The following is a 20,277-nucleotide window of genomic DNA, read 5'->3' as shown; positions in this document are numbered from 1 at the left end:
ACTCAAAATACTGTATGCGAATACAGTATTTGCATGGACTTATCTGACCTCTCGTTCAAGCGCCTCAGCGTTGGCCGCTGGCTTGCCGCCTTGCATGACTACCACGTCTGGCGTCAGCTGGCCGACGAGCACTATGCCTATTTGCGCGACCGAGCGAACGAGCTGCTGCAACTCGGCGAGATTACTCGCGAGACACGCAACCGCCTTGCGCTCGCCGCCTACGAGCAATACCAAGCGTATGCCCGCTTGAACGCTGAGGCGGCCGAGCGTTACCACTGGCACTACACCTATCAGGTCTTCGAGGGCGATCAGTTGGTTGCAACGGTCGGCCCGGAGGGCCATTTGCAATGCCCCAACATGATGCTGCTGGGCTGTATTCGGGATGACCCTTTCCAAGGTTTGCAGCTCACCCGCAGCGTGGACTACAGCACCGAGGTGATCGGCAAAGTCGAGGGGCTACTAATCAAGCGCACAGATGGAACGGTGTGGCGTCTAGCGCTGAGCAACGCACCGGCCAAACGCTGGGGTGCTGATCCGTACTAGTGAGACCGCCGGCTGTTATCGATCGGTATCGAACGCCACCACGCCCTCGCCAAGCGGAATCCACTCAGCCTCGGGTGCGCCCGGTTTACAGATTGCGATCTGCGCTTTGGCGCCGACCTTCGGCTCAGCTGGGGAAATGGCGGCGTGGCGATAAGGCGTGTAGTCCGGGGGACTCATGTAGGAGCTGGCGGACCGATGAAACTCGAAGATGCCGTGCTTGCCGGAGCTGCCAATCTGGCGATCGAGCGTATAGGTCAGGCCCCCGTCCATCCGCAAAAGCAGCATAAGTTCCCCCAAGCAAAGCGCCTCATGATACGCCTATTGGCTGCCCTGCTCGGCGTTAACAGCCCGAACGGCCCTCGCCCACTGCTGCAGGTAGGCCAGCTTCTCCTGGTCGCTGATCATTCCGGCTCGGATATCCCAAACAGCGCGTCCAGCTGCTGCACTGAGTTCGACGCTGGCTGCATCGCCCACGCGGCCGGCGCTGGTGGCGGCGGACACGACGGCGTCGGCTCGGGCAATCTTGACGTCGATTCGCAGCCGGCGGCGCTCATCATCAGCAGAGCTATACAGGCGCTCAAGGCGATCGTTTTCGGTGAGTGCATGGTTCAGTTTCTCGGTTGATTGTTGGTCGGCGTCGGCCAGGCGCCGCTCAAGGTCCTGCCGATCGGCCTGTTGCTTGAGGATGACCTCGGCATTGGCCTCGGCTACCTGTCGCAGGAACGCCTGGTGATCCGCGGCTTGCCTGACCACCGTGGCATGCGCATGCGCGGCGTCAGACTGCGCCGATAGCACCCGGACTTGCTGCCCGCCGGCCACAACAGCCAGAGCCAGCACCCACCAGGCCCAGCCGGGCACGAACTTCAGCCAGGCGGTCATGCGAGCGCCCCTCCTGCTTTCGAGTACGCAGCCAACAGACTGCTGACCTTATGCTCATGCTGGCCGTACCCAGCCCCGGGCAGAGATGCCCAGCGGCTACGGCATTTGTGGATGGCATCGGTGATGCGACCGGCCTTAATGTCATCCAGCGCCTTGCATTCGCCGATCAGCTGCAGAGCGACCAGGTCCTGGTTCAGGGGGGTAAACCCTCCCGAAAGACCGAGCTGCTTGCGGTAGTGGTCCCAGTACCGCGCAAGGATCTGGTATCGGCCCGCAGCGGTGGACTTGATGCCAAGTGCAGGTAGGTTGACCAAGCGTCGCGGATGATCGGCGTAAGAGTCGAACAGTGAACCGCCGACAATGACGTCATAGCCGTGATCGCGCGTCGGCTGACGACCATCGTCGGTGCCTTCAGACCATGCGATCAGGTCCAGAAATGCGAGCATGTTTGTGCCGCCCGCTTGGGCAGCTGATATTCGAGGCATGGTTAATCTCCGGGCAAAAAAAAGCCCGCCTGGAAGCGGGCTCAGCCAATTGCTGCTGCGTTAGAAGACGCCGAGTTCTTTATGGATGCGATATGCGTATGCGTACGGCCCAAGGGATCTTCGGACGCCTACGAACTTAGGAGTGGCTGACAGCTTGAATTGACTAACGACTGCTGCGGCACTTGAGAGAACTGCTGAGCTTAGCGGCATAACCGCCTCAAGCAGCAGCGTGCCCACCGCGGCGGCCGTTGCTGCATTGGCTGCAGCCTTCGTCAGATCAGGCGCAAACTCAATCCGTTTATCTGCCAATGCCACTGGAAACTGCCACTCCCTCGATACAGCCAAAACGTCCCGGGTGGCTTTATCAATCTCTTGCATGGCGAGATAGATGAACTCTTCAGGGTCGTTGGATAGCAGAGCAAGACTATTCAAACGTTCAAGCTCAGCACGCAGCAAAAGCAATTCGTCGCGACGCCGATGTTTAAACTCTAATATTTCTGCTAACGGCACATCTCCAGCCGGAACAGGGATGCATTTGACGAGGTCAACGCCCAACCCTCGGGGGCGCGCCGCTTCTTCTCTATCAAAAGAGATTGAGTTTGGTCCCTCTAGCAACGCCCACGCGCGCGGATTTTCTCGCGAGAGATCTTGATGTGCAGCGAGGACCCCCGCGAGCATGCCCTGCGCTGCACAACCGTCGATGCTGTAGTCCGGTCGAGAAAGCACTCCCGCACTTTCCAAATATTCTGAATCAGGCCCACCATCTACATAGATCAGACGCGAAGACGGCCATACGATCCGATCCCAAAACAACAAGGCGTAGCGAAGCTCTTCTGGATGAAGCCCGCCACCAAGTTGGATTTGCTCACCATCGATGCGCATGGGATTGGTGAGTATTACCCCTCGGAACTTCTGTTCCTCCCTAATCTTTCCGAACAGTGGATCGGACATCCTGCGTCGTTTAGCCTCTCCCACCGCGCCACCTCTTTAAATGGCAAATTGCTACCCCTAATTTATGCCAAGCCCTACGCAATGAACAGCCGCGCAAACACCGCCGGCACGTTCCCCTTGTCGAGAAACACCGACCCGCCTGGGCCTTGCTGGTAAATCTCGACGCTGCACTCCACGTTGTTACCACCACCTGCAGTCCGTCCAAGCCGTCTCTAAGCGGAAATTCGCCCGCCTAAAGCCGGCATCCAGAAGTCGTTATTCGTCCACACCCCCGGCAGGGTCGTCAGCCACAAATTGACTTCGGTTTTATCCTTGGTGAACTCCAGGCCAATGGCTGCGCGCTGCTGGTTGCTAACCACCAACTCGGTGGCGAACGGGCTCACCAAAAAATAGGCGTCATTGCCGAACAGCCAGGGGGTTCTCCAGCCCTGCACCTGCAGGCCTGTCGTGGTGGTAAAGCTGCCCTTGTAGGTCCAGGCGCCTGCCGGGCCGATCAGCCTGGCCATTTTCTGCCCGCTGTCGAACGTCTTGCCACCGGCGGCGTCCCACAGGCGCAATCCGAACCGCTCAGCGCTCAGCGTAGGGCGCATGCCAGCGGCAAAATACTTGCCGGTGTGCGCGTATTGGGTATTGCGTCCGCGCACGCGAAACCCCGTCCAGTTGCCCGCCGACCCCACCGGCCGCACCAGTGACATATCCACCCGCCCGGCATTGACCGCTGCCACGTCAGGGTTGAGGAAGATCAGCGGCGGCGCCTGGGTGGTGATAGGCGCCGGGAATGCGTTAAACGTGCCGTCGCCACTGGTCGAGCCGTAACCGGCATAGGCGCCTTCGGCCAGCACATTCAGCACGCCGTATTCGGAATCAAGCTGCACGTTGCTCGAATCACCGCGCGCCAATAGTCCAAAGGTCATCGGAAGAACACCACGTAGAGATAAGCGGGAACCGGGGCATAGTTGTAATACGAGCTGGTGTTTGGCCGGTCCTTCTGGCTGGCCCGTACCGTCACCACCTCGCCGACAACATCCACCACCGGCAGCGAGGCGTAGTCAGGATTAAATGCAGCAGGCACCACGAACGCATCGCCGACCCCCGGCGCAAGACCTGGAATGGTGAAAGAAACACTGCCGCCACTGGCCAGCGCCACGTACTCGATACGCGCAATCCTGAACGTCCAATTGTCGGTATCCAGTCGCAGCGCGCCGGACTCATTCCAAACCCTCAGTCCGAAGCTCATGCGTCCAAATCCCCCAACTGCACGCGCAGCGCATTGGCCGCGTCGAATACCTTTAGCGCCCGATGCGTCATTTGCATGCGCCCCTGCCCTGCCACGCTGCCGTTGATTTCAAAGGTGCCGGTCTTGTCCAGCCGCCACCCCTGCTGGCCGGCCACATAGTTGGTCGACTGCAGCGCCGTGGCGATCTTGGCCATGTCGATGGTGCCGTCGCCGATCACCGCCGAATTGATGAACACCTGCCCGCCCTGAATCACGAACGGCGTGGTGATCTGCCCGTTGGCCACGTTGATGACCGCGAACCGATCCGCCTGGAACAGCACCTGACTCTGCATGCCCTGCGGTGTGTTCTCGATGCCCAGCCCCATGCCGGCGGCGTAGTACTGGCCGTTACTGGTAACGCCCAATTTCACCGAGTACATCGCCTGCAGCTTGCCATCCGTGGTCGCCTGCGCCTGGCTGACGGTCTGCACCGAGGCCGAGGCGCTATCGGCCTTGGCCTGCGCTGTATCGACGCGGGACGCCAGCGCGCTGTCGGCCGTCGCTCGGGCCGTCTGCTCGGTGCTGATCGCCGCGGCGTTCTGCCCGACCAGGGCCGTCACCGTGTCGATGCGCTGCGCCAGGGCCATATCCTCGGTGGCGCGGGCGGATTGCTCCGACCACACCCCCGCCAGGACCGCAGTGCTGCCCGCCGACCAGCCCGCATCACCCGCCAGTGGCGGGTTGACCTGGGCAAACACCCCGTCCAGCCGCTCGGCCTGGGCCTGCAGCCCCTGCTCGGTCTGCTCGATGGCGGCGGTATTCTGCGAAACCTGCCCGGCCAGGGCGTTGGCAGCCTGCACCGCCTGGCCAATATCCAGCCAGTACGTGGCATTCGGCGGCGGCGTTTCGGCCGGCACCGGCGCGGTGGCCTGATACAGCCGCTGGCCACCGCGCACCGTTTCGCCGGTGGCGTAGGTCTTCGCCGGGTCATAGGCCAGCACGTCGGCGACCTGCTGCAGCCGCTCATTCACCGAGCCGGGGCCGCTGCCGTCGATCAGGTCGAGCCGGTCCTGCAGGTACTGGCCAAGCTCGGTTTCGCTGATCTGCCCGGCGATGGCGTCGAGAATCTTGGTGGCGTCGGCACTCGCCTGCCCCATGACCCAGGCCGACCAAGGCCCCACGTTGCCGCTGCGGTCCACCAGGCGACCACGGAAATGGAAGGTCGCGCCCGCCGCCAGCCCCGCCATGGTGTGGCGGTTGTGCGGGTAGGCGTAATCGCCCAGGTGCATGGCACCCTCGGCGCTCGGGCTGGTGTTGTACTCGATTTCGGTGCGCTGGGTGTCGGCCGCGCCTTCGGGCGGAAAGGCCCAGGCCAGGCCGATGCCGAACAGCTCCGGCGTGGTCGTCAGCGAGGCCAGCGCCGGCGGGGCGCCCTCCTTGCCGTTGAGCTGGGTTTCCGCGCTGTACGCGGCCAGCGAGGCCACACCAATCGGATTGACCGCGCGCACCCGCACCAGATAGCGCCCGGCATAGATGCCCGGCACCTCGAAGCCCAGAGCCGATGTGCGCGGCACTGCCAGCCATTGGCCGTCATCCTTGCGCCATTCGGCTTCATAGGCCACCGCACCCGGCGCGGCCTCCCATTGCGCGCGCAGGGTGGTGATGGCCAGGCCCTGATCGACATAGCTGAAACTCTCCAGCGTCACGCCCGTGGGTGGTGCCTGCACACCAGCCGGCACCACGGATACCGGGCGCTGCTCGATGCGCGCGCCGGTGTCGACCGCGCCGTGTTTGCTCGGGTCGTACTGCACCCCGACAATCTCGAACACGCCCGCCTCGGGCCGGCTAACCCGCGTCACGCGGTAGAGCTGAATGGCCAAGTCGGCCGCGTCCAGCGCCCACACCGATTGTGCCCGCGGCGTCTCGCTGTATTCGGTCGTTACCGTCACGGTGCGCCCGGTCACGCTCTGCACGGTGCGGCCTTCGGCCACGCCGCTCGGCAGGTTCAACACCAGGCGGTCGCCGACCTGCACCTGGGCGTCACGGTCGAGGGTGATCTGCCGGCCGGACACCAAGCTGATGCGCCCACCCAGCGGGCGACCCGCCAGCAGCTCGTCGGCCACGCCGATGACCCAGCCCGGCCGGGCCAGCACACCGTCGAGCCCCACGCGAAAGGTCACCATGCGGTCGGCGGCGTTGGTCAGCAGCAGCCAGCGGCCGCGGCGGTTGGCCTCGCTGCGGCGGGTGCAGCCGATGGCGGTAATATCCTGCTTGTTCACGCCGTAGCGGCGCACCAGGGCGTTATCGGATACCGGCTCCACGTCGGACTGGTAGGCATTGGCCGGCTCGTCGTAGCTGACCAACGCCATGCTGTAGCGGTTTTTCTGCTGCCCGCCGGCGTAGCTGAACCCGCCCACCACGCCATTGGCGCGGCTGTACACGTAGTCGACCGGGCGCGGCATGTCCGCCTCGGCGACCATCTGCGTGCCGTCCCAGTAGGTCATGCCGCGGAAGATCGCCGCCAGGTCGCGTAGCACCGTCCAGGCCTCGGCCTGGCTTTGGATGTACACATTGCAGGTAAAGCGCGGCTCCTGCCCGCCCTGCCCGTCTGGCACCAGTTCGTCGCAATACTGGGCAATGCGGTACAGCGCCCACTTGTCCACCTGATCGGCCGTGATGCGCCGCCCCAGGCCGAAGCGCTTGGCCAGCACCACGTCATACCAGACCCAGGCCGGGTTATCCGTCCAGGCCCATTTGAAGGTGCCGTCCCATAGCCCGGCATAGGTGCGGGTGGCGGGATCGTAGTTGCTCGGCACGCGGATCACGCGGCCGCGCGTCTCGACTGCAACCTGCGGGATGCTGTCGAACTGCGCGGCGTCGAATTCCACATACAACAGCGCGGTGTTTGGGTAGCGCAGCTTCGCGTCGATGACCTCGGTGATGGCCTCCACGCGCATGGTGTCGGCCACCTTGTTGCCGTCCTGATTGGGCGTCAGGCGGCGGACGCGCGCTTGCCAACTGCTGCCGGCCGGCAGGTCGACGCGGTGCGTGCGCTCATATTTTGTGGTGGTCTTGCCGTTGACCGTGTAGGTGCTGACCTCCTGCCAGCTGCCGCCATCGGTGGCCACGTCAATGGCGTAGTCGATGCGGTAGCCCACCACGTCGCCGTTGTCTTTCTGCTGCTGCAGCGCAGGCCACGACAGGCGCAGGCGCACCGCCGACAGCTGCGGGTTGGTGATGGCGCGCACCCAGGGCGTACCACTGCGCAGCTCAACGCCGACGCCGATTTCGTTTTCCACCGCCGGCAGGCCGGCGATGTGTTCCTGATGCGGCGTGCCGGGGCGGAACTCCCAGCGCACGCCGGGGAAGTTCTCGGAGCCATCCGGGCCAATCAGCGGCGTGCCGTCCAGATAGATATCGCGGCCGTCCAGGGTGCCGGCCGCGTTGCCGGCGAACTCGCCTTCGCCCAGGCCGATCAGCACTTTGGCGTAGGCCGTCGACTGCACGCTGTCTGGCGCTTCCACCGGGGCGCGCGGTTTTTTCTCGCCACCCTTGCGGCCGTAAATCGCTGCTGCTGCGCTCATGCGGGGGAACCTCGAAAACGAAAAAGCCCGGCGCATGGCCGGGCTCAGGGAAGGGGAAACGTGCGGGGTTACAGCTGGTCTTCGGCGTAGATGCCGCCGGAAATGATCGCCCCACCGATGCGGCGTTTGCCGTACAGCAGGCCGACCGGGTTGCCCTGGGCGGTGGTGTTGACCGCCCCGCCGAAGGCATACGACGGTTTGTTTTCCGGCGCCTCGCGGCCGGACAGGCCGGTCGCCTGGGGCGCGAGCATCTGCGCCACGCCGCCGGCCATCATTCCGGCGCCGGCGGCGACTAGCCAGCCCTGCCCGGTGTACACGCCCACCGCCACCAGCACCGCGCCCAGCACGGTGGAAAATACGCCACCGTTCTTGCTGCCGATGATCACCGGCGCAATGCGGATATCCCCCTGCCGGCCTTCCAACTGCAGCTCCTGCTCGGTCAGGTTGCGCCGGCCGTAGAACACCGCATACGTCAGCCCTCGGTCGGCGCTGGTGGCCAGGTATTGCTCGAAGCCAGGCAGCTGCGCGCACAGCGCGCGGATCGCCTCGGCCGGGCTCGCCACGGCCAGGCGAAACACCCGGCCGAAGCGCGCACCCAGCACGCCGTAAAGGCGCACGGTTCGCAGTTGATTCATGCCGCCCCCTTGTAGCGCACCACCAGCGCGGTGCGGTCCAGCCAGTAGCCGCCATACGCCACCCGGCCGCTCGGGCGGCCATACAGGTGGTGCAGCAGCTGCCCATCGCCCAGGTACACGCCGCCGTGGTTCACCGCCGGCGCCTGCACCTGCATCAGCACCACGTCGCCACGCTGCAGCGGACCAGTGGCCACCTCGAACCCAGCCTGCTCGAAGCGCTCCAGATAGTGGTTTTCGCCGTTGTGCCACCAGCCATCCGCGCGCGGAAAGTCGGGCAGCGTGATGCCGTATTCCAGCTGGTAAAAGCCGCGGATCAGCCCATAGCAGTCATAGTCGGTGCCATGCACGAACGGCCGCCCCTCCAGCGGGGCCACGCCCTCGCACGGGGTCAGCACGTTAAGGTCACCCTCGGGCCAGCTCAGGATGTACCAGGGCACCGTGCCGGCGTTGCACAGCGCCACGTCGGCTGCACTGGCGCGGCTGGTAGCGTCGGGGTGTGAATGCACCACACCGACGATGGCGCCCAGGTCTTCGGCGGCGGCGTAGTCGGCCGGGTCCAGCTCGAAGCGATCGGCACCGGCGGCGCCCTCGGCCAGGTTGCGGCAGCGCACGTACTGCTGGCGGCGGCCGATCTGCACCACCAGGCCGCAGCACTCGCGCGGGTACTCGGCCGCCGCGTGCGCGCGCACGGCTTTCAGAATGTGTTTTCGCATGGTCATTGCCTCAGCAGGCCGGCGCCAGGGAAGCCGCCGTGTGGCAGCGGGTTGTTCGCGCCGAAGCGCGCTTTGCAGTCGCTCAGCAGGCCGCCGCAGCGGTCGCGGGCGGGGTCATCGGTTGGGTTGCCGTCAATGTCGGCCACCGGGCCGCCGGTGTAGCCGCAGTCGGGGCCGCGGTACTCGCCGCACATGGCCCAGTCGCACAGCCCGTGAATCTGCCGCGCCGGGATCTTCTGCCCCTGCACGTCCGCCGGCGAGCTAAGCGCAAAGGCCACGGCCTCGCCGTTCTCGCCAGTCTTCTGCTCGATGTACCAGGCCTGGGTTTTCTCCTGGGTCGGGTCGGCGGTCGGGTTGCCACCCTCGAAGTTCACCGCGTCGAGGTAGTGGGCAAAGGTGGTGCGCACCGTGACCCGCGCCTGGGCCAGGTCATCGAACAGCAGGCACAGCGCGCTGATCGAGCCGTCAAGGTTGCCCACCGTCAGCGTCGGCGAAGGCGCAGGGCCGTCGCCGTCCAAGGCGAAGCCTTCGCCCTTCACCGGCCAGGCGCGGTATTCCTGCCCCTGCCACCAGATCGACTTGGCGCGCAGCGGCTCGGGGCTGTTCGCCGCGGCCGCCAGCTCGGCCGGCGTATGCGCTACGCGGTGGCCATGAAAGTGCAGCACGTCGCCACCGAACGCCGTGCAGTCGATGACGTACAGCGTCACCTCGGCGCCGGGTTCCAGCAGCTGCACATCGGCATTGATGCCCATCGGTCACTCTCCAGAAACAGCAAGCCCCGCACGGGGCGGGGCTTCGGGTGGCGGCGTGACGGGTGACGGCGGCGAATGCTCGCGCGCCAGTTCGCCCAAGTACGCCAGCTGGCAGTGCCGCAGCTCGCCCACGCGGTCGCGCCAGAACAACGCATTGATCAGCCGTTCAGCCAGCCGCCAGCGGCGTTTCGCCGGCGTGCGCAACTGGGCGCTACGGTAGGCCCGGCTCGACAGCGTTTCGTCGACGTAGCCCCACAGCAGCGCGTTGGCGAGCTGGTCCAGGGCGATCAGCAGGGCCAGCCAGTACGGCCGGCGGCCATAGCGAGCCACGTAGGTGGTCAGGTCCAATTTATTCATGGTCGGCCACCCACAGCCGCGCCTGTTCGGCGCCGGCCAGCTTCAACGCCTCGGCCAATTCGGCGGAGCTGGCGTCGATGGTGGTGTTATCGGCCAGTACCCACGTCACGGTCGCGCCGGCGCCCGCTTCCTGCAGGCCGAGGATCGCGCGGGCCATACGGGCCTGGCTGGTTTCGTCGCCGTCGAAGGTGCGGCCGCTGGCGGTCGTTACCTTGATCGCGCGCACCGCCTCGGCGCGGCGCGTCTTCCATGCCTCGCGCGCCGCTTGTGCGGCCTGCTGGGCCTTGTCGTCAGCGGTGATCAGCTGGGAATAGTCGATGTTCATGCGTTACCTGCTCCCAGTGACTCATCCATTTCCTGCTGGTAGGCCAGCCCCTGGCCCTCGTCTACGTCGTCGGGACCGGGTTCAGGCTCAGGATCGAACGGCAGCGGGATCGGGCCGTCTTGCGTGACGGTCACGGGCTCAGGGAACGCCACGGCGCGGGATGGGTTCGGGCCGTGCGGCAGGTATAGCGTCAAATGCAGCTCGCCCTCGGTACGCGAGACAGGGCCGGCGAAATGCTCCGACACGATGGCCTCGGCGGGCAAAGTTCCTCCCTCGGGCAGCGGCGAGAAATCAAAGGCCACGCCGTTCAGGGTCAGCACGTCACCGGCGCGGGAGGCAATAAGCGGAGCAAACTGGCCGGGCTGCGCCGCGAAAGGGAAAAGCGTAATCCGCATGTGCAACTCCTAGTTAGTTATGCCAGCGGCCGATTGCAGCAACAGTGGCCGAACGACCGGCGGTTGCACTCAGGTAGAAACCCGCAATGGTTGCCGCGGCAGTAGAGCAAATCGCGCCGCCCCACATGATTGCCGAGTTCAGCTGAACAAAAGCGAGCGGCGGCGCCGAAAAACTGGCAGGGAATGGGACCGAATAGGTATTGGAGCGGAACAGCCCCCCGTATGCGATGTTGATATCCATCGCCGCGAGCGAGCAGATACAAATCTGCAATCCGCCCGCGAAACGCCAATATTCCCCGCTGGCGTTTATACCGTATTCAACCAGGGCACCCGTGGGCACTCCCCCGGCCTGTGAAACGATGCCGACAATCGCAGCCACCGCCGCCGACCCAAGCCCGAACTGACTTCGCGCCGCCGCCTTCTCGGTGGCCGTGCCGGGCAGCGAGGCTTTGTACAGCTCGGCGGTGTTCGCGTTGATCTTCTCGAACGCCGTTCGCGCGGTGTCGCCACCGGCACCGCTGCCGGCAGCGCCGAGGTCGATGATTTGTTGTGTCATGCTGCCCTCACGGGTGATAGGCCGTCTCGAAGGTGACGGCTAGGGTGTAAACCTTGCCGTGTCCGGTCAGGGTCATTTCGCCGCGCCGATACAGGCCCAGCTCACCAAGCGGCGGCGTCCACAAAAAGGCCTTGGCCTTACCGTGGCGCCGCAGAAAGTCGCGGATCGGCAGGACATACTCCGGTCGCCCCTTGAAGCTCAGCGGCCAGCTGTGCGACGTACTGTTGATGCCATCGCCGACCACCTGGGCATAACCATCGGCAAACTGCGCCACCCGAGTGCGCTCGTCCTCGGTGCCGGTGGCGCCCAGCTGCGGCGACCATGTGAAGGTTTCCAGGGGCATTAGCCTCTCCCATTCAGGTGGCGGCCGATGGCGCCATCGGTGCGCAGATCGCGGGCCAGCAGCTGGCGGTATTTCTGCTCAACGAAACGGCCGATTTCCGCGCCGAACTGCTCCATGCCCGGCGGCGTTTCCGCCTGCGCCGTGCCCTCGTTGCTGATCTGGATAAGCACCTGCACCGGCGCCGCCGAAGCACCGCCCTCGTTGGCCGCCGGCTGGCGGGCGAGAAAGGCTTTCAAGTCGCCATTGGTGCGCCGGTCGACCACCCGTTCGCCCTGATCGAGCAGCCAGGTGCCCTCGCGCGGGATGTTGTCGATGCCGTCGTGCGCCATGCCCATGATCGACGTAGCGGCGATCATCCCGACCGACGCATACCCCAGGCCGCGTATCAGCGAGGCCGCCGGGATACCCATGATCGGCCCCAGTTCCAGGGCCTTGGCCGCGGCGACTTCGGTGCTGACCATCGTTTGCGCGATGGCCGCCGCCTTGCTGGCCAGAAACAGCACCTTGTAGGCGGCCGAGCCCTCGCCGGCCATCTGCTTCATCATGTCCGCCGCGTTACCCGTCACGTCGGCGAACACGCCAAGGGTGGCGACCTTGTAGGCGTCACCCATGGCCGCCAGCCGCGCGTTGCTGGTGGCGGTGATTTCCTCCACCCGCGCGGTGTGCTGCGCCTCGTTGATCAGCTTTTCATCGAGAAAGGCTTTCTGCCGGGCCAGCTCGTCGCCGCGCCACTTCTCCAGCTCCTTTTGCGCCTCGGCAACCTTGATCAGCTCGCCGGCCGGGCCGCCCACGCTGGCATCGAGCCCGCTAAAGGTCGGCGCCTTGCTGATGGCCGCCTTACTGAACTGGTCGCGCGCAGCGTCGTACTGCTCGGGCGTCACCCCGCCGGCGGCGCGTGCTTCGTTGAGCAGACGCACACGCTCGCGCATCTGCGACAGCAGCCGTTCCTCGGCGGTCTGCGCGCCCTCCATCAGGCTTTTGTAGGCCTGCTGGGCGTCGAGCGCATCTTTCGCCGCGGCAGCCCGTTCGAGTTCGCTTTTCTGCGCCGCCGTCAGCGCCTTTAGCTCGCCTTCGGTGGTCGCGTAGCGGATGCGCGCAAGCTCGGTGCTTTGCCCGTGCATGGCGACCTGCTGCTGCAGGGTGGCCAGGGTGCGGGCGTGGGCGTCGTTCAGCTGCTTGACCGCGCGGGCGGCTTCCTCGGCGCTGCTCTTGGCGGCGCGGGCGGCTTCCTCCCGCTCGGTTTTCAGCTGCTGCTCAGCGTCCACCGCGGCGGCTGCGGCGCGGGCACGCTCGGCCAGCACGCGGCCGGCGGCGGTGTCCTCCAGGCCATCGGCCAGAATCTGCCGGTTGACCTCACCCAGGGCGCTGGCGTCCTTGAGCTTGGCGGTCTGTTCGGCGAGGCCGGCAATCTTCTTTTCCCAGCCGCTGGCCAGCTCGGGCGACAGGCTGACCACGTTTTCCATCGCCGCGCCAAGGCCCTGCATCTGGCCTTGCAGTAGCTGGGTCCGGTCGCCTATCTCTCTGGACTGGCGTATCCAGTCCACGTAGCTGGCGGCCAGCTGCTCGATCTTGCCGCGGTATTCATCCGTAGGCCCCACGGCCTCGATCAGCGCCTGGGTGGCTTCGTCCACATCCATGCCGGCACGCACGCGGGTGCCGAACTGCTGCGTAGCCGCTACGCGGTCACGCCGCGGGGCGCTGAAATTGTTGCTGTACTGGTCGGGCGCGCTGGTGATCTGGCCGATCCCGGCCAGGGCATCGCGCGCCGCCTGCTGCGCCTGCGCCTGCTGCTGCAGCAGGTTGTTGATCATCGGCCGGCGCTGTACGTCGGCGAGCTTTTCCCATTCCTCGCGCAGCTCTGCGATGGGGCGTTTCAGGTCCACCGCGGCGGTGGCGGCCTTGTCGCCGTGGTCGGCGAACAGCAGGAAACTGGCCGCCGTACCGGCCGCCAGGATAGCCAGCCCCATCGGGCCGCCCAGGGCGCCGAGCAGCCCCGAAACGGCGCGGCTACCCACGGCCGCGGCGCGGCTGTAGGCGGTCTGTGCCGTGGCCTGCGCCAGGGTCGCCTCGCGGTCGGCCAGCTTGGCCAGGCGCAGGCGCGACAGCGCGGCGGTGTGGGCATCGGTAAAGCGCGTCGCCTGGGCGTGCGCCTGGGCGCTGGCGAGTTCGGCCTGCGTCACCCGCACGGCGGCGGTGGCAGTGTCGAGCTGGGCTTTCGCGCGGCCGACGTTGGCGCCAATGGATGCGCGCACGGCGTTGATTTCCGCCAGTAGCGCAGCGGTCGAGGTGGCCGCCCATTTGGTCAGCCCACCGGCGCCGACCGCCAGCACCGCCACGGCCAGGCCGTCGAGGTTGTCGGTTAACAGGTTGATCAGTTCGGCCAGGTTGGCGGTGGCGCCGCTGGCTTCGTTCTGCTCACCCAGCCAGCGGGCGTAATGGTTGGACAGCCGGGTAAGCGCATCGGCCACCGTGGTCGGCATGGCCTCGGTCTTGTCGGCGAGTTCCTGCTGCTTGCTGATCAGCGCGGGCAGCCACTTCGACGTGACCAGCTCGCCATTGCGCGCCATGTTTTCCAGCTCGGCGCTGGTGACGCCCAGGGCCTCGGCCAGGGCTTCGACGATGGCCGGGGCCTTGGTCAGCATGGCCTGCCACTGGTCGCCCTGCAGCTTGCCCAGCGCGACCGCCTCGCCCGCGGCCTTGATGACCTCGGTGGTGCTTTCGGCGTTGGTCGCGCTCAGCGTCAGGCCCGAGGCCAGCACGTCGACAAAGCCGGTGACGGTTTCGGTCGAGTAGCCGAGGTCGCGCATGCGCTTGGCCGAGGTGATGAACAGTTCGGCTTGATCGCTGTAACGCTTGTAGGTCCGGTCGCTGATCTCCATCAGCTTCTCGGAGACGGCGCGGTATTCCTCCTGCGAGGTGGTGGCCATCTTCAAACGCGACGCCACCTGCCCCCAGTTGTCGGCCTCGGCCACGGCATTGCCGACCGCCAGCGCGCCGAGCATGGCGCGGGCGTAGTTGCCGGCGTTGGCGGTCAGCTCCGACAGGGCGCTGTTCTGCGCCTGGATCGCCGCCTGCTGCGCCCGCCACCCGGCCGATGCCTGGCGGTTGCCATCGCCAATGGTGCGCAGGTAGTTGGCCCCCATGCGGCTGGCTCGCGCCATTTCCCGCTGATAGGAACTGGTTTCAGCCGAAACGCTGACCACCAGCGAGCGGAGCGTTTGTCCAGACATGGGCATTCCTCAGAAACAGAAAAGCCCGCACGGGGCGGGCTTTTGGAAGTACCGAGCGTTCAGCTTTTACAGCCTGACGCCCAAAGTTGCGCGAACGCATCCGGTGGCATATCCGCTTCCGTCATCACCATTGATTCGCTGATGACCACGAAGCGGCGGAAGCCGCCAAACGCGCCGAACGAGTTGCGGGCATTAACCTCGCCGCATAGCCCGCGCTGATTGCGAAACTCTGCCGATGACGGGTCTTTCAAGGTTCGGCGCACGGCATCAGCTGCCACACGATTCAGTTTGACTTCACGAAGCTCGGCAGCCTTCTGCGCCTTTTCTTCCTCGCTTTGACAGCCGAGCAGCAGCACAGCGGACAGCACCAGACCAAGTTTCCGCATAGGTATCCCTCCCAAAAGGCGGCACTCTAACATCACTCGATCTGGGTGCTCTCCGTCACAGCCGCACGGCCGCGCAGGAAGGCAAGGAAAGTTTCGGCAGCGTCAGCCGGCTCCGCATCTTCGGCGGCCTGTTCGTCGCTGACACGCGCCCAGGGCGGCAGCATGTCGGCAGCCGAGACTTTCGCGCCGGCCGCCTGCAGCGGTGCCGCCGCGATGATGGCCCCCATGACATCATGCCGCATATCGCTGATCGGCGATTCGCGGTCATAGGCGCGCCACAGGTTGAATTCCTCGACGGGCATCTGATCCAGCTCGCCGAGGGTCTTGCCCAGGCGAAGGCACAGGGTCAGCGCGAAGGCCAATCCCGGCTCCGCCTTTAGCCGTTTCCCGCTTCGTCCACCGGATCGGGTGGCGCCTCGCCCTTCTCGGCCATGCCGATGCCGCTTAGCTCGAAGGCCTTGGCGGCGAGGCGGTCATGCACGGCGGAAAAGGTCGCGGCCACCTCGGCCACATCCTGGGCACGCTGGACCGGCTCGGCACTGAACACCGGCGAGCGGTTCTCGTCGTGCAGGCTGGCCACCACCACGAACGCATAGAGCGCGTCGATGCCGAAGGCTTCCCAGGGCTCGCGCTCGCGCTCGGCATCGGCCTGGGCATCACCCTCGGCCAGCGCCGGCGACAGCAGGGCCGCCATGCGGTTGTACTCGCGCCACTCGCCGAGTTTCAGGCCGCGCACCACGACCTTGGCGCCCCATTCGGGCACGTCGACGACTTCGCTTTTCAGGTTGCGGAACGGGTCCACCACCTGGGCGCGCAGCGAGGCAGCGGGCGCCGCCTTGCGGGCCGCCATTACGGGCCCACCACGGGATCGGACCAGATGACCTTGCCACTCACGCGAACCATGAAGGTTGCGGCCAGCACGCCACCGGCCGAAGCCTTGTAGGTGTATTGCTTGACGAAGCCCAGGAACTTGCCGGTGGAGCCATCCTTGTGCTTGATCTGGAAGGCGCGCAGGGCGGCGTCATCCTTGGCCTTCATCACGGCCTTGTGCGCGGGGTCGGTCTGCGCCCAGTTGCCGGCCAGGGTGACGTTGGCCGAGTCGGACAGGCCGCCTTCGTATTCCTTGGCGTCACTGGCGAAGGTGGTGGTTTCGTGCTCGTCGGTCTGGCCGTCCTGCAGGTCGATATCCTTGATAACGACATTCAGCTCGACGTATTCCAGACCCGCACCGGCGGGGTCAGTCTGCGCGGTATCAGTCATGCCCAGTTCAAGGCCGAGCGCCGACTGGCTTTTCGATTTCTTCGCGGTCATGCGGGTTACTCCTCGGGGGTTAGGGTGTATTCCCAGCGGATGCCGTAGAGGTCGCTTTCGCGGTCATCGGGCAAGCGCTGGACGCCGCCGCAGCCAAAGCCGGGCGCGGGTTCGCGGGTCAGTTCGTCGAAGGTGGCCTTGGCCAGTTGCAGGGCCTGCAGGTGCTCGGCGGCCCATACGTCGACCTGCACCTGGGCGCGCGCGGAGCCATCCGGCCCGCCGAAGGTGAAACCCTCGGTTCCATCCACGACGCTATAGGTGATATAGGGCGCCTCCGTGCCCGCGGGCGCGACGCCAGGAAACACCCGCCCAGCCGCCAGCGGCCCCAGGCGGGCATAAATGGATTCTTCAAGAAACATGGTTGCCTCAGAGGCCGGTGATGGCCTTGTCGATGCCAGCGGCCAGGCGGCTGATGGCGGCGCCCTCGATGGCGGCCAGGTTGGCGTCCCAGGTCGGGCGGATAAACGGGGCGGCGATCATGTGCCGGGTGCCCAGCTCGATGAACCGCCAGTAGAACGGGGCCAGCTTGTCGCTACGCGGGGCGCTGATCCTCACGCCCGCCACGGCTTCGCCGGGGGTATCGCTGCGCCGTGCCACGGTGGCCACGGTGCCGCGCTTGAGCTTGCCGGTTCGCACCGGGGCGGACTCGCGCACCTTGTCGCGCGCCACCCGCGCACCGGCCAGCACGGCCTCGCGCGCAACCTTGCGCTGCAGGGCCTGGCTCAGCTGCAGGAAGTCATCGCCCAGGGCGTCGAGGCCGATCACGTCTAGTGATACGTCCATCAGTGGCGGCCGCCGTGCTTGCTCTGCAGGTGCTCAAGCAGCGCAAGCTCTAGCGATTCAGGGAGGTCGGAGCCGTCGACGCACACAGCGCCGCGCGACTCAATCCGCACCGCACCGGCGTGAAGGGTCAGGCTGGCAGTCGACGCATTGTTAGCTTTATGCGTGACAGTAACGGCGCTGCACATTCGGGAGATATCCAGCCCATCCAGCTCGACGCGGGCGCGCGTGCCCTCGCCTATCACGACAATCTGCGTCGGCTTCTTCTGCTTGATCATGGTTTCACCGTCTTGCACATCAGGCGCAGCCACTGGCGGCGTTCATCCGGCAGCGGGGCGACGATTTCCAGGGTGGTGCCGTGATGCGTCACGCGCAGCCCGGCGGTAATTTCTGCGCGGTAGCGCATGCGAATCTCGAAGGTGACTTCCGACTGCTCGGCGCTGGCGGCCAGAAACGCCCGGCCGGATACGCCCTTGACCTCGGCCCAGGGCCGGCAGAACTCTTCCCATTCCGTTATCGGACTTCCGGTCGTGCCTGGGACCATCACGGGCCGCAATATCATGACCTTGTTGCGTAGGGTTCCGGCTCGCATATCAGAACCTCGGCGGTAGGGTTATTTCAGCCAACAGGGCATCCATGTAGCTCGAGGGAAGCTCAGCGACGATGGTGCCGACGATGAGCGTTTCCCGATTCTCAAAGGCCGTCGCCGCATGCATCAGCATCCAGCTTTTCACGCCCGGGTAAGCATCCAGATCGACCCCGGCGCTGTAGCGGATCACCAAGCGCCCCGGAGGACGCCCGGCAGGAAAGATGAGGAAGCTTTCGCGGGCGCTGTGCTGTAGCACATGCGGCACCTGCAGGGCGGTCAATGAGCCGTCGCTTTCGCGCACGCTCACCAACTGCACTTCCTTGACCTGCCCCACGTCGAGGGCGTGGCCGGAGCCGTAGGCCGGCGGCCACTCCTCCTCATAGGTGGCTTCACGAATCGCCGCACCGGTACGCGCCTCGCACTGGGCCGTTACGCCAGGGATGATGATCATCTCGATCAGCTCCGGCTGCAGGTCTTCGACTTCGACCCGGCATTGCCGGGCCACTTCTTCGAGCGTCAGAACCGGCGGACCGGTGTAGGCGATTCGCTTGGCCATGGCTTAGGGCTTCTTGTCTTCGTCGACGGCGGCGTTATCGCCGGTTTTGTTCTCGGCGGTGTTGTCACCAGTGTTTGCAGCTCCGGCCGCGCCGCCCTTGGGTGCGGCAGGCTGCGTGGCCGTGGCGCCCTTACCCTTGGCGTACGCTTCCGCCACGCCCGCTTCGATCAGCTGATCGGCCTTTTCCTTGGCGAACCCGGCTACTTCGTTCGGGCCGTAGCCCTGCCAGGGTTTCTTGAACTTGATGATGGTCGGCTTGCTCATGTTGGAGTCTCGCTTGGTTCAAGGGACGCCCCGCCGGCTGGCGGGGCAGTCAGTTACATGCCGGCACCCCAGGTGACGCCAGTACCGATGGCGATCGACTCGACATGGCGCGGGCCGAAGTCGTGCTTGCTGATCACGCGGATCAGTGTCTGGTCGCGCTGGAAGGCGCTGACCACGTTGCCTTCGCCGTCCTTGTAGGAGGCCTCGGTGCTGATGGCAATGGCCAGCTGCTCGACCTCACCGATGTAGCAGTCGGCGAAGTTGACGAAGTAGATTTCGGACTCGTTTCCGCCCACGCCCAGGTTGGTCGGGATCTGCGTGCTGAGCGCCCACTTGTAGCCCTTGAGCAGACCGGCATCGATTTCCGGATAAGCCTTGTTGCCGTTGCCATCGCGCAGACTCTGCAACCAGCGGATGGTGCGCGGGTGCATCAGCCAGCCGCACGCGGCCAGGTCGACGTTGGCCACCTCCAGGCGCAGCATCAGGCCGCCGAGGAAGGTATCGACGTCAGCCAGGGTGACGCCGGCAGGCTGCGCCACGATGTGGCCCGCCGGTGCCCAGTAGCGCAGGCCCTTCGGCAGCGGATCGACACCCGAACCGCGAATGAAGTGCAGGTCCTCGGAGAGGCCCATGCTGGTGGCCAGGTCGCTACTGACCAGCGCATCGACGCGCGGGTTGACGCCGGAGAAGGCCAGCAGGTCGTTGGAGATCGGCACGATGGCCGCCGCCTTCTTGGCCGACAGCTTGAGGTCGGCGAAGGTCATCTCGGTCAGCGGGATATCCTGCTCGGTACCGATGTAGCTGACCGAGGTATTGCCGTTGATACGCGGCAGGGTCATGTTGCCGTTGTTCAGCGGCAGGCTGACCGCCCCCATGCGACGAACGACCGACTTCGGACGCAGCGACTCGATGACGCCGGAGCTGAAGTTCTCCGGCACCAGCACACCGCCGGCACCAGCGGTCACGGTGGAAAGCGCCATGTGTACATCGGCGCCGAAACCGTTCACCTTGGCCAGCTCTGCAGCCTGCTGCTGGTTGCCCTGGGCCTGAACCAGCAGGCGCACCATCTGCGCCATGGCCACATCGGGCTTGGTCGGCTGGTTGTACGGGCCTTCTACACGGCTGCCCGGCGGGCTGTTAATGCCCTGAGCGCTTTCGTTCACCGGTACGGCGGCGGAAGCGGCAGCACGCTCCGCGCTTTCGGCACGGCTGATCTTGTCGGACAGGGTGTTGATCTGTGCTTCGAGCTCGCCGAACTTGGCCAGCTGCTCGGCATTGAGGCTGGTACCGTCAGCCTCGAGTTTGGCCAACGCTTGCAGCTCGGTGTTGAGCTGGGCGCGTTCGCTTCGCAGTTGAAGTACTTTGGACATCGGGTGTCTCCTGGGCATGAAAAAGCCCGCACGGGGCGGGCTCGGGTTAGCTGCCGC

The 20,277-nt window shown here is 65.6% G+C and carries 28 protein-coding genes; 1 reads left to right on the top strand and 27 read right to left on the bottom strand.

Features of this window, described 5'->3' with window-relative positions:
• Window positions 1-33 precede the first annotated feature (33 nt).
• Window positions 34-543: a hypothetical protein gene (locus AC0ZJQ_RS05610; RefSeq protein WP_476477465.1), complete on the top strand. Its 510-nt coding sequence runs from the start codon at window positions 34-36 to the stop codon at window positions 541-543.
• A gap of 15 nt (window positions 544-558) precedes the next feature.
• On the opposite strand, the gene AC0ZJQ_RS05605 is transcribed toward AC0ZJQ_RS05610, so the two are convergent.
• The 27 genes from AC0ZJQ_RS05605 to AC0ZJQ_RS05475 form a co-directional block, all read right to left on the bottom strand.
• Window positions 559-828, bottom strand: coding sequence for a hypothetical protein (locus AC0ZJQ_RS05605; protein ID WP_043296311.1), 270 nt, complete (start codon window positions 826-828; stop codon window positions 559-561).
• 33 nt (window positions 829-861) lie between these two features.
• A complete protein-coding gene (locus AC0ZJQ_RS05600) occupies window positions 862-1,422 on the bottom strand; it encodes a lysis system i-spanin subunit Rz (protein ID WP_476477464.1) in 561 nt (186 codons plus the stop codon).
• Window positions 1,419-1,907 carry a glycoside hydrolase family 24 protein gene (locus tag AC0ZJQ_RS05595; protein ID WP_476477463.1) on the bottom strand — a complete coding sequence of 163 codons (489 nt, stop codon included), beginning with the start codon at window positions 1,905-1,907 and terminating at the stop codon, window positions 1,419-1,421. The genes AC0ZJQ_RS05600 and AC0ZJQ_RS05595 overlap by 4 nt, the downstream gene beginning before the upstream one ends.
• Before the next feature lie 60 nt (window positions 1,908-1,967).
• Window positions 1,968-2,858 (bottom strand): DUF6236 family protein, encoded by an 891-nt coding sequence (locus tag AC0ZJQ_RS05590; protein ID WP_476477462.1) that lies wholly within the window; start codon window positions 2,856-2,858, stop codon window positions 1,968-1,970.
• A 212-nt stretch (window positions 2,859-3,070) separates the two neighbouring features.
• Entirely contained in the window at window positions 3,071-3,772 is a 702-nt protein-coding gene (locus tag AC0ZJQ_RS05585; RefSeq protein ID WP_476477461.1) for a hypothetical protein, read from the bottom strand.
• Window positions 3,769-4,095 carry a hypothetical protein gene (locus AC0ZJQ_RS05580; protein ID WP_476477460.1) on the bottom strand — a complete coding sequence of 109 codons (327 nt, stop codon included), beginning with the start codon at window positions 4,093-4,095 and terminating at the stop codon, window positions 3,769-3,771. Before AC0ZJQ_RS05580 ends, AC0ZJQ_RS05585 begins: the two co-directional genes overlap by 4 nt.
• Window positions 4,092-7,658 (bottom strand): TipJ family phage tail tip protein, encoded by a 3,567-nt coding sequence (locus AC0ZJQ_RS05575; RefSeq protein ID WP_476477459.1) that lies wholly within the window; start codon window positions 7,656-7,658, stop codon window positions 4,092-4,094. The genes AC0ZJQ_RS05580 and AC0ZJQ_RS05575 overlap by 4 nt, the downstream gene beginning before the upstream one ends.
• Before the next feature lie 68 nt (window positions 7,659-7,726).
• Window positions 7,727-8,293, bottom strand: coding sequence for a tail assembly protein (locus AC0ZJQ_RS05570; protein ID WP_476477458.1), 567 nt, complete (start codon window positions 8,291-8,293; stop codon window positions 7,727-7,729).
• A complete protein-coding gene (locus tag AC0ZJQ_RS05565; RefSeq protein WP_476477457.1) occupies window positions 8,290-9,006 on the bottom strand; it encodes a C40 family peptidase in 717 nt (238 codons plus the stop codon). The genes AC0ZJQ_RS05570 and AC0ZJQ_RS05565 overlap by 4 nt, the downstream gene beginning before the upstream one ends.
• A 2-nt stretch (window positions 9,007-9,008) precedes the next feature.
• Window positions 9,009-9,758, bottom strand: coding sequence for a phage minor tail protein L (locus AC0ZJQ_RS05560; protein WP_476477456.1), 750 nt, complete (start codon window positions 9,756-9,758; stop codon window positions 9,009-9,011).
• Between the two features lie 3 nt (window positions 9,759-9,761).
• Window positions 9,762-10,115, bottom strand: a complete 354-nt coding sequence (locus AC0ZJQ_RS05555) for a hypothetical protein (RefSeq protein ID WP_476477455.1) — start codon at window positions 10,113-10,115, stop codon at window positions 9,762-9,764.
• A complete protein-coding gene (locus AC0ZJQ_RS05550; RefSeq protein ID WP_476477454.1) occupies window positions 10,108-10,440 on the bottom strand; it encodes a DUF4376 domain-containing protein in 333 nt (110 codons plus the stop codon). The genes AC0ZJQ_RS05555 and AC0ZJQ_RS05550 overlap by 8 nt, the downstream gene beginning before the upstream one ends.
• Window positions 10,437-10,835, bottom strand: a complete 399-nt coding sequence (locus AC0ZJQ_RS05545; protein WP_476477453.1) for a hypothetical protein — start codon at window positions 10,833-10,835, stop codon at window positions 10,437-10,439. Before AC0ZJQ_RS05545 ends, AC0ZJQ_RS05550 begins: the two co-directional genes overlap by 4 nt.
• 13 nt (window positions 10,836-10,848) lie before the next feature.
• Entirely contained in the window at window positions 10,849-11,391 is a 543-nt protein-coding gene (locus tag AC0ZJQ_RS05540; RefSeq protein WP_476477452.1) for a hypothetical protein, read from the bottom strand.
• A gap of 7 nt (window positions 11,392-11,398) precedes the next feature.
• Window positions 11,399-11,734: a phage tail protein gene (locus AC0ZJQ_RS05535; RefSeq protein ID WP_476477451.1), complete on the bottom strand. Its 336-nt coding sequence runs from the start codon at window positions 11,732-11,734 to the stop codon at window positions 11,399-11,401.
• On the bottom strand, window positions 11,734-14,964 hold the full coding sequence (locus tag AC0ZJQ_RS05530) for a tape measure protein (protein WP_476477450.1): 3,231 nt from the start codon (window positions 14,962-14,964) through the stop codon (window positions 11,734-11,736). Before AC0ZJQ_RS05530 ends, AC0ZJQ_RS05535 begins: the two co-directional genes overlap by 1 nt.
• A 59-nt stretch (window positions 14,965-15,023) precedes the next feature.
• Window positions 15,024-15,350 carry a hypothetical protein gene (locus AC0ZJQ_RS05525; RefSeq protein WP_476477449.1) on the bottom strand — a complete coding sequence of 109 codons (327 nt, stop codon included), beginning with the start codon at window positions 15,348-15,350 and terminating at the stop codon, window positions 15,024-15,026.
• A 32-nt stretch (window positions 15,351-15,382) separates the two neighbouring features.
• On the bottom strand, window positions 15,383-15,712 hold the full coding sequence (locus AC0ZJQ_RS05520) for a phage tail assembly protein T (protein WP_476477448.1): 330 nt from the start codon (window positions 15,710-15,712) through the stop codon (window positions 15,383-15,385).
• Window positions 15,713-15,726: 14 nt separating this feature from the next.
• Complete coding sequence (locus AC0ZJQ_RS05515; protein ID WP_476477447.1) at window positions 15,727-16,200, bottom strand: phage tail assembly chaperone; 474 nt, start codon at window positions 16,198-16,200, stop codon at window positions 15,727-15,729.
• Window positions 16,200-16,661 carry a phage tail tube protein gene (locus AC0ZJQ_RS05510; RefSeq protein ID WP_255848786.1) on the bottom strand — a complete coding sequence of 154 codons (462 nt, stop codon included), beginning with the start codon at window positions 16,659-16,661 and terminating at the stop codon, window positions 16,200-16,202. The genes AC0ZJQ_RS05515 and AC0ZJQ_RS05510 overlap by 1 nt, the downstream gene beginning before the upstream one ends.
• Window positions 16,662-16,666: 5 nt before the next feature.
• On the bottom strand, window positions 16,667-17,020 hold the full coding sequence (gene gp17 / locus AC0ZJQ_RS05505) for a tail completion protein gp17 (protein ID WP_476477446.1): 354 nt from the start codon (window positions 17,018-17,020) through the stop codon (window positions 16,667-16,669).
• 7 nt (window positions 17,021-17,027) lie between these two features.
• Window positions 17,028-17,444 carry an HK97-gp10 family putative phage morphogenesis protein gene (locus tag AC0ZJQ_RS05500; RefSeq protein ID WP_255848784.1) on the bottom strand — a complete coding sequence of 139 codons (417 nt, stop codon included), beginning with the start codon at window positions 17,442-17,444 and terminating at the stop codon, window positions 17,028-17,030.
• Window positions 17,444-17,719 (bottom strand): hypothetical protein, encoded by a 276-nt coding sequence (locus AC0ZJQ_RS05495; protein WP_476477445.1) that lies wholly within the window; start codon window positions 17,717-17,719, stop codon window positions 17,444-17,446. The genes AC0ZJQ_RS05500 and AC0ZJQ_RS05495 overlap by 1 nt, the downstream gene beginning before the upstream one ends.
• The gene (locus tag AC0ZJQ_RS05490) at window positions 17,716-17,985 is read right to left on the bottom strand and encodes a phage head closure protein (protein ID WP_476477755.1); all 270 of its coding nucleotides are present in this window, start codon (window positions 17,983-17,985) and stop codon (window positions 17,716-17,718) included. The genes AC0ZJQ_RS05495 and AC0ZJQ_RS05490 overlap by 4 nt, the downstream gene beginning before the upstream one ends.
• Before the next feature lie 49 nt (window positions 17,986-18,034).
• Entirely contained in the window at window positions 18,035-18,586 is a 552-nt protein-coding gene (locus AC0ZJQ_RS05485) for a head-tail connector protein (RefSeq protein ID WP_476477444.1), read from the bottom strand.
• A 3-nt stretch (window positions 18,587-18,589) separates the two neighbouring features.
• Window positions 18,590-18,850, bottom strand: a complete 261-nt coding sequence (locus tag AC0ZJQ_RS05480; RefSeq protein WP_476477443.1) for a hypothetical protein — start codon at window positions 18,848-18,850, stop codon at window positions 18,590-18,592.
• A 53-nt stretch (window positions 18,851-18,903) separates the two neighbouring features.
• Complete coding sequence (locus tag AC0ZJQ_RS05475; RefSeq protein ID WP_476477442.1) at window positions 18,904-20,220, bottom strand: phage major capsid protein; 1,317 nt, start codon at window positions 20,218-20,220, stop codon at window positions 18,904-18,906.
• Window positions 20,221-20,277: the final 57 nt, after the last annotated feature.

The sequence above is a fragment of the Stutzerimonas sp. 21-1 genome (assembly GCF_056336065.1).
Note: the sequence above shows the minus strand (reverse complement) of the source record. Positions and strands in the feature narration are given on the sequence as shown.

Excerpts from the sequence above, each read along its gene's own strand:
- AC0ZJQ_RS05610 (WP_476477465.1), top strand. The coding sequence starts at position 34 with ATGGACTTATCTGACCTCTCGTTCAAGCGCCTCAGCGTTGGCCGCTGG.
- AC0ZJQ_RS05605 (WP_043296311.1), bottom strand. The coding sequence starts at position 828 with ATGCTGCTTTTGCGGATGGACGGGGGCCTGACCTATACGCTCGATCGC.
- AC0ZJQ_RS05600 (WP_476477464.1), bottom strand. The coding sequence starts at position 1,422 with ATGACCGCCTGGCTGAAGTTCGTGCCCGGCTGGGCCTGGTGGGTGCTG.
- AC0ZJQ_RS05595 (WP_476477463.1), bottom strand. The coding sequence starts at position 1,907 with ATGCCTCGAATATCAGCTGCCCAAGCGGGCGGCACAAACATGCTCGCA.
- AC0ZJQ_RS05590 (WP_476477462.1), bottom strand. The coding sequence starts at position 2,858 with ATGTCCGATCCACTGTTCGGAAAGATTAGGGAGGAACAGAAGTTCCGA.
- AC0ZJQ_RS05585 (WP_476477461.1), bottom strand. The coding sequence starts at position 3,772 with ATGACCTTTGGACTATTGGCGCGCGGTGATTCGAGCAACGTGCAGCTT.
- AC0ZJQ_RS05580 (WP_476477460.1), bottom strand. The coding sequence starts at position 4,095 with ATGAGCTTCGGACTGAGGGTTTGGAATGAGTCCGGCGCGCTGCGACTG.
- AC0ZJQ_RS05575 (WP_476477459.1), bottom strand. The coding sequence starts at position 7,658 with ATGAGCGCAGCAGCAGCGATTTACGGCCGCAAGGGTGGCGAGAAAAAA.
- AC0ZJQ_RS05570 (WP_476477458.1), bottom strand. The coding sequence starts at position 8,293 with ATGAATCAACTGCGAACCGTGCGCCTTTACGGCGTGCTGGGTGCGCGC.
- AC0ZJQ_RS05565 (WP_476477457.1), bottom strand. The coding sequence starts at position 9,006 with ATGCGAAAACACATTCTGAAAGCCGTGCGCGCGCACGCGGCGGCCGAG.
- AC0ZJQ_RS05560 (WP_476477456.1), bottom strand. The coding sequence starts at position 9,758 with ATGGGCATCAATGCCGATGTGCAGCTGCTGGAACCCGGCGCCGAGGTG.
- AC0ZJQ_RS05555 (WP_476477455.1), bottom strand. The coding sequence starts at position 10,115 with ATGAATAAATTGGACCTGACCACCTACGTGGCTCGCTATGGCCGCCGG.
- AC0ZJQ_RS05550 (WP_476477454.1), bottom strand. The coding sequence starts at position 10,440 with ATGAACATCGACTATTCCCAGCTGATCACCGCTGACGACAAGGCCCAG.
- AC0ZJQ_RS05545 (WP_476477453.1), bottom strand. The coding sequence starts at position 10,835 with ATGCGGATTACGCTTTTCCCTTTCGCGGCGCAGCCCGGCCAGTTTGCT.
- AC0ZJQ_RS05540 (WP_476477452.1), bottom strand. The coding sequence starts at position 11,391 with ATGACACAACAAATCATCGACCTCGGCGCTGCCGGCAGCGGTGCCGGT.
- AC0ZJQ_RS05535 (WP_476477451.1), bottom strand. The coding sequence starts at position 11,734 with ATGCCCCTGGAAACCTTCACATGGTCGCCGCAGCTGGGCGCCACCGGC.
- AC0ZJQ_RS05530 (WP_476477450.1), bottom strand. The coding sequence starts at position 14,964 with ATGTCTGGACAAACGCTCCGCTCGCTGGTGGTCAGCGTTTCGGCTGAA.
- AC0ZJQ_RS05525 (WP_476477449.1), bottom strand. The coding sequence starts at position 15,350 with ATGCGGAAACTTGGTCTGGTGCTGTCCGCTGTGCTGCTGCTCGGCTGT.
- AC0ZJQ_RS05515 (WP_476477447.1), bottom strand. The coding sequence starts at position 16,200 with ATGGCGGCCCGCAAGGCGGCGCCCGCTGCCTCGCTGCGCGCCCAGGTG.
- AC0ZJQ_RS05510 (WP_255848786.1), bottom strand. The coding sequence starts at position 16,661 with ATGACCGCGAAGAAATCGAAAAGCCAGTCGGCGCTCGGCCTTGAACTG.
- gp17 (WP_476477446.1), bottom strand. The coding sequence starts at position 17,020 with ATGTTTCTTGAAGAATCCATTTATGCCCGCCTGGGGCCGCTGGCGGCT.
- AC0ZJQ_RS05500 (WP_255848784.1), bottom strand. The coding sequence starts at position 17,444 with ATGGACGTATCACTAGACGTGATCGGCCTCGACGCCCTGGGCGATGAC.
- AC0ZJQ_RS05495 (WP_476477445.1), bottom strand. The coding sequence starts at position 17,719 with ATGATCAAGCAGAAGAAGCCGACGCAGATTGTCGTGATAGGCGAGGGC.
- AC0ZJQ_RS05490 (WP_476477755.1), bottom strand. The coding sequence starts at position 17,985 with ATGGTCCCAGGCACGACCGGAAGTCCGATAACGGAATGGGAAGAGTTC.
- AC0ZJQ_RS05485 (WP_476477444.1), bottom strand. The coding sequence starts at position 18,586 with ATGGCCAAGCGAATCGCCTACACCGGTCCGCCGGTTCTGACGCTCGAA.
- AC0ZJQ_RS05480 (WP_476477443.1), bottom strand. The coding sequence starts at position 18,850 with ATGAGCAAGCCGACCATCATCAAGTTCAAGAAACCCTGGCAGGGCTAC.
- AC0ZJQ_RS05475 (WP_476477442.1), bottom strand. The coding sequence starts at position 20,220 with ATGTCCAAAGTACTTCAACTGCGAAGCGAACGCGCCCAGCTCAACACC.